The organism is Flavobacterium sp. ACN6 (assembly GCF_002304005.1).
Classification (GTDB): Bacteria; Bacteroidota; Bacteroidia; order Flavobacteriales; family Flavobacteriaceae; genus Flavobacterium.
The window spans coordinates 337,315-343,670 of the sequence record NZ_MRCQ01000006.1 but is presented as its reverse complement, the minus strand read 5'-3'; the positions used below and the strand labels follow the sequence as shown (position 1 = coordinate 343,670).

Annotated in this window: 5 protein-coding genes; 1 reads left to right on the top strand and 4 read right to left on the bottom strand. The window is 32.7% G+C overall.

Annotated features, from left to right (window positions below; all coding sequences use genetic code 11):
• Positions 1 to 336: 336 nt before the first annotated feature.
• The gene (locus tag BSF42_RS11990; RefSeq protein WP_095953318.1) at positions 337 to 1,245 is read right to left on the bottom strand and encodes a LamG domain-containing protein; all 909 of its coding nucleotides are present in this window, start codon (positions 1,243 to 1,245) and stop codon (positions 337 to 339) included.
• Between the two features lie 272 nt (positions 1,246 to 1,517).
• On the opposite strand from BSF42_RS11990, the gene BSF42_RS11980 reads away from it, so the two are divergent.
• On the top strand, positions 1,518 to 1,712 hold the full coding sequence (locus tag BSF42_RS11980; RefSeq protein WP_095953316.1) for a hypothetical protein: 195 nt from the start codon (positions 1,518 to 1,520) through the stop codon (positions 1,710 to 1,712).
• Positions 1,713 to 1,823: 111 nt separating this feature from the next.
• Here BSF42_RS11980 and BSF42_RS11975 read toward each other — a convergent pair whose 3' ends face one another.
• The 3 genes from BSF42_RS11975 to BSF42_RS11965 form a co-directional block, all read right to left on the bottom strand.
• Complete coding sequence (locus BSF42_RS11975; RefSeq protein ID WP_095953315.1) at positions 1,824 to 2,741, bottom strand: LamG-like jellyroll fold domain-containing protein; 918 nt, start codon at positions 2,739 to 2,741, stop codon at positions 1,824 to 1,826.
• A gap of 325 nt (positions 2,742 to 3,066) precedes the next feature.
• The gene (locus BSF42_RS11970) at positions 3,067 to 4,107 is read right to left on the bottom strand and encodes a PLP-dependent cysteine synthase family protein (RefSeq protein ID WP_095953340.1); all 1,041 of its coding nucleotides are present in this window, start codon (positions 4,105 to 4,107) and stop codon (positions 3,067 to 3,069) included.
• A gap of 72 nt (positions 4,108 to 4,179) precedes the next feature.
• Entirely contained in the window at positions 4,180 to 6,315 is a 2,136-nt protein-coding gene (locus BSF42_RS11965; RefSeq protein WP_095953314.1) for a S9 family peptidase, read from the bottom strand.
• Positions 6,316 to 6,356: the final 41 nt, after the last annotated feature.

The window sequence follows — 6,356 nt, the reverse complement described above, 5'->3', positions numbered from 1 at the left end:
CTATTTCTTGAACAATTTGAAGTTTTAAAGACATACTGTAATCTTTCTGTGTACGCTTAACATAGCGCAATTCTTGATCTTTTTCCATAATGATACTTTTTGTGTATCGCTATTTCAGGACAAGACAAAATTTTAGCATCCTAGATTCAAATAAAAATTTATATTTGCTAATCTCAGAAATAAATTAATTTAAATATAAAGTTATGCAGGCCTCAAAAATCACAAGATTTGCTGTAATATTACTAGTAGTTCTTTTTATAGTAATCAGCGTAATCAGCTAAAAAACAGAAAGCCTTCTAAATTAGAAGGCTTTCTGATTATATAAAATTAAATCAATTATTTTTTTGGAGTTCCATTAGTAACTTTAATCAAGTACGTTCCTTCAGGTAAATCACTAATATTAGATCCATTCGAGTCCATTATTTTTTTTCCTTGCGAGAAAACCTCAATGTTTTTTCCGCCTTTATTTATGTCATTGGAAGAAGCAACAATAATTGGAGGAGTTGTTGTTTTTACGGATGCTGGTATTGTTTTCTTAACTGCATTAGAAACTGGTGCCGATTCTGTCGGAGCATCAACAGCAGGAGCCGCTTTAGAACTGTTATAAGCTTCCCTAACCTGTTCATCTGTCATAGCAACGGTATACAATCTAAGATCATCAATATCAGCATTGATACTTGTAGAAGTATTTAGTTTTCCGATATTCAAAATATAACCTTTTGCCGAACGCTGAATTCCTTCTACGGATTTTAATAATTCGCCATTACGATATATTTTGGATATATTTCCGTCATAAGTAATGCTATAAAAATACCAGGTTTCCTTTACCAATGGTACAGAAACCACAACATTATTGGTATCTCCCCAGCCTACCAAACTTAAGTCCGAACTTCCTGAAACTGCTGGCTGTTGAATTAACCCAAAATATTGTCCATTTGCAGCAGTACCATAACCTAAAATATAATTGGCGGCGTTTACAGCATTAAATTTTACCCAAATAGATATTGTTTTTGGTTTATTTTCTTGCGGAAGATCTCCCACTACGGCTTGATAAGCTTTATTAGTAAGCCTTAAAGCCTTTTTAGGTGTTCCCATTCTGTCATTTACAAAAACAGGAGCTCCCAGAAAGGAAATTGTATTATCTGCACTATTTAAATTTCCGTTGAAATTAAATTCTTGAACCGGATTTTGTGCATTAGTATTTAAAAAACTTACCAACAGTAGCGTGAGTAATATTTTTTTCATAGGTATAAAATTTATCAGAATGTTTTTGGTTTTGGGGAAAATCTTAATTGAAACATCTTGTAATAAGCTTTCTTTACAATTCAGGTTTTCGAATATTTTTTTTATAAATTTTGTTAAAACTATGATTTTAATTCAGTATCACCAAACAATTCCTACACATAAATATAGAATTCTCACAAAATTAAAAACATACATTTTACTGTTTAATATTTTAAAGGTTTTACATTAAAAATTATATTTGTACATCGTAGAAATAACTTTAATTACAAAACATGCACACAACTAATAACAAAACCATAACAATATTGATGCTTTTATTTTTAGCTTTAAATATAACGAGCTGTGGTACACATACACACTCTTCTGGAGCAGTATCTGGTAAAAAAGTACCACCTGGGCAAGCAAAGAAAATTTCGGGAAGCAAAAGTGCAAAACCGTATGCTCCTGGCCAGCAGAAAAAGAGATAAAAACAAAAGCCTTTTTAATTAAAAGGCTTCTTTTTTACTATTTCAAAAAAAAAACTCTATTGCTCGCGCAACATAAAACTAACTACATCAAAAAACTAAATAAAAAATCTATTATTTGGAGGTTATCTTTTTGGCTGGAGCACTTGTAACTTTCAGTAAATAAGTTCCTTCTGGCAGATTACTGATATCCATTGCATTGGTTCCAACTATTTTTTGACCTTGGGAGTAAATCTCTATATTTTTGGCAGTTCCGTTAACGTCACTTGATGTTATAATCGTTGCATTATTGGGTTTTGAAACAGTTTTTCCTTTAGTAGCTGCGGTTTTAGAAGTTTTCATTTCAATTGTCGGCGCTGTGGCAAGAGAAATAACTGGTTTTCCGCTTTCGTAAAGATCATTAACCTGCTCTGGAGTCAATGCAATATCATAAATCTTTAAATCGTCTATATCAGCGTTAATTCCGATTGTGGTGTTGATTTCTCCCAATCTAAAAATATTGCCATTAGTAGATCGTGTCATTCCTTCTAAAAATTTCAGTAACTTACCGTCACGATATATTCTGGAAGTTGCACCTTCATATGTAATTGTATAATTGTACCAAACATATTTTTCAAGTGGAATCGACACTATAACATCATTAGAAACTCCCCAGGCAGCTAAACTTAAGTCAGCGTTAGAAGAAGACGTTCCTTGGTGTAATAAACCACAGTATTGCGCATTATAAGCGTTTCCATAGCCCCAGATATAATTAGCATTTGAGATATCGTTGAATTTAACCCATAAACTCACTGTTCTGGCACTCTTACCTTGTGGCAGATTGTCTATTACAGCCTCTAAAGCTTTATTATTTAATCGTTGGGCTCCTTTCAAATCTCCTGCTCTATCAGCAACGAAATTATCAATTCCCATAAATGAAGTTGTGTTGGAAGTATTATTTAAAGTACTATTAAAGTTAAATTCCTGAATTGGCGTTTGCGCATTAACATTCAAATAACTTACAAACATTAATGTGAGTAGTACTTTTTTCATAATAATAGATTTTAGGGATTAAATAACTTGTGTCATTTTAACCCTGCTAAACTAGATTATTACAAATTGGAGCAAAAATATTTCCGACAACTTACATAAATACTCGTTAAAATAACAAATTATGATCATTTTTGTCGTTAAACAACATTTTTAAACTTATAATGATATTCTTAAAATACTATTCTAAATTTAGTCAACTTATTAATTTCTTACGTATAAATACGCTATTTTACTAAATATTCAAATTTGAAACCTAAATGAAATGGCATAAAAAAACTCCATTCGTAAAACGAATGGAGTTTGATATTTATAAAAGTAATTTTATTTACTTTACGAATTCAATTTTTTGAACTTCTTCTTCATTAACACTGTCAAAGAAGCCTTGTTCGTTCATCCAGTCATCGCTAAACACTTTACTCATGTATCGTGAACCGTGATCAGGGAAAATCGCAATAATATTGCTTTCTTTTGTAAACTCACCTTCTTCTGCATATTGTTTAATAGCCTGCATTACTGCTCCAGAAGTATATCCAACAAATAAACCTTCTTTACGAGTGATCTCTCTAGCAGAGTGAGCACTTTCTTCGTCGGTTACTTTCATGAATTTATCAATAATATCAAAGTCTGTTGCTGACGGAATCAAGTTTTTACCCAAACCTTCAATACGGTAAGGATAAATTTCTTTCGTATCAAATTCTTTTGTTTCGTGGTATTTTTTTAATACCGAACCAAAAGCATCAACTCCCAGTATTCTAATATTTGGATTTTTTTCTTTTAAGAATTTTGCAGTTCCTGAGATAGTTCCTCCTGTTCCGCTGCAAGCAACTAAGTGCGTGATCTGCCCTTTGGTTTGTTCCCAGATTTCTGGACCTGTAGTGTTGTAGTGGGCATCAATATTCAACTGATTAAAATATTGATTAATATAGACTGACCCTTTTGTTTCTTCGTGCAGACGTTTTGCTACATTATAATATGATCTTTCATCATCTGCAGAAACGTGAGCGGGACAGACATACACTTTGGCGCCTAAACTTCTCAGCATGTCAATTTTATCTTTGGATGATTTTGAGCTTACGGCTAATATACAATTGTAACCTTTAATAATGCTCACCATGGCTAAACTAAATCCTGTGTTACCAGAAGTTGTTTCGATAATGGTATCTCCCGGAGAAAGAATTCCTTTCTTCTCGGCTTCTTCAATAATATATAATGCTATTCTATCTTTTGAGGAATGACCTGGGTTGAAAGCTTCTACCTTTGCGTAGAAATTCCCTTCTAACTCTTCGGTGATTTTATTTAGCTTAATAAGGGGGGTATTACCTATTAACTCTAAAACATTATTATAAGCGGTTATTTCTTCTTTCATAAAAAAATAGTTAATCAAAGGCATTTTTCAAATTAACCTTGATAGGTTGCAAATTTAACAAAAAATTTCTAATTAGCTTTTAATTTTTTCTAAATCTAGTAAAAAACTAAATTCTTTTGCTAAGTCTTTTAAAGCTTCAAAACGTCCCGAAGCTCCGCCATGCCCTGCATCCATGTTGGTATCTAAGAACAAAAGTTTATTATTTGTTTTCAAATCTCTCAATTTCGCAACCCATTTAGCTGGCTCCCAATACTGTACCTGCGAATCATGCAAGCCGGTCGAAACATACATATTAGGATATTCTTGCGCTTTTACATTATCGTAAGGCGAATACGACAACATATAATCGTAATATTTTTTGTTATTTGGGTTCCCCCATTCGTCATACTCTCCAGTTGTAAGCGGTATACTATCATCCAGCATCGTGGTAATTACGTCTACAAAAGGCACCTGAGCGATGACGCCGTTATATAATTCTGGAGCTTCATTTACAATTACTCCCATTAAAAGTCCGCCGGCAGATCCTCCTTCTGCATATAAATGTTCAGGAGAAGTATACTTTTGATCTATTACAAATTTAGAGCAATCGATGAAATCTGTAAAGGTATTTTTCTTTTTTAACAGTTTTCCATCCTCATACCATTGTCTTCCTAAGTCCTCACCTCCTCTAATATGCGCAATTGCATAAACAAATCCGCGGTCTAAGAGCGACAATCTTGTTGACGAAAAATAAGTATCCATCGTAATTCCGTAAGAACCATAAGCATAAAGCAACAATGGATTTTTACCATTTTTCTCTAATCCCTTTTTGTAAACCATAGAAATAGGCACTTTTACACCATCTCTAGCCGTTGCCCATACTCTTTCTTCTACATAATTATTTTTATCAAACTTTCCGCCTAAAACCTCCTGCTCTTTTAAAATCTCTTTTGTTTTAGTCTTCATATTAAAATCAATTATAGAAGACGGCGTTGCCAGTGATTGATAACTGTAACGTAATATATCGGTATCAAAATCAACATTCGTTGTTGTGTACGCATTATAGGTTTCACTGCCGAAAGGAAGATAATAATCTGGTTCTCCGTTCCAAGGCATGATTCGGATATGACTTAATCCATTAGAACGCTCTTCTACAACTAAATAATTTTTAAAAATTTCAATATCTTCTAACAAAACATCTTCTCTGTGCGGAATTAAATCTACCCAGTTTTTCTTTCCTGTTTTGTCTTCAGGCGTTTTCATCAACTTAAAATTGGTCGCCTTATCTTTATTTGTCAAAATATAAAACGAATCCTCGTAATGTGAAATACTATATTCTAAACCGCGCACGCGTGGCTGAAAAACAGTGAATTCTCCGTCTGGAGTATTAGAGTTAAGAATTCTATATTCTGTCGTTAAAGTACTTCCAGAGCCGATAACAATATATTTTCTTGACTTTTCTTTACTGATAGAAACATTAAAAGTATCATCGACTTCATCAAAAACCAAAACATCTTTTTCAGAATCTGTATTTAATTTATGTTTAAAAACTTTATCTGCTCTCAGCGTTACTTGATCTTGTCTCACATAAAAAATAGTATTATTATCATTAGCCCAAACCGAAGCTCCTGTAACACTTTCTATTTTATCAGCTAGAATTTCTTCTGTTTCTAAGTTTTTAACTTGAATGGTGTAAATTCTTCTTCCGACAATATCCACTCCAAAACTGGCAAATTTATTATCTGGACTAATACTTAATCCGCCCAATTTAAAGTAGGTATGTCCTTTTGCCATTTCATTACAATTGAACAAAATTTCTTCCTGTGCAGACATGCTTCCTTTCTTTCTAGCAAAAATTGGATAATCCTGCCCTGTTTCAAAACGGGTAATATAATAGTAACCATTGTAGAAATAAGGAACAGAAGAATCATCTTCCTTAATTCTTGCTTTCATTTCTTCAAAGAGATTATCTTTTAAAGTCTGAGTGTGAGAGGTCATACTCTCATAATAAGAATTCTCTTGATTTAAGTAATCAATTACCTCCTGATTTTCGCGGTCATTAAGCCAGAAGTAGTTGTCAATCCTAGACTCTTTATGTTTTTTTAATGTTTTTGGAATTATGTTGGCCTTTGGAGCCGATATATCATTTTGCATTGACTGAGCATTAATTTTTAAATATGAAGACGCAAAAATAGTACAAACACAACAGAACAGAATTAATATTTTCATAAAATATTCTATTGATTTAACACAGCAATATACTAATTTTG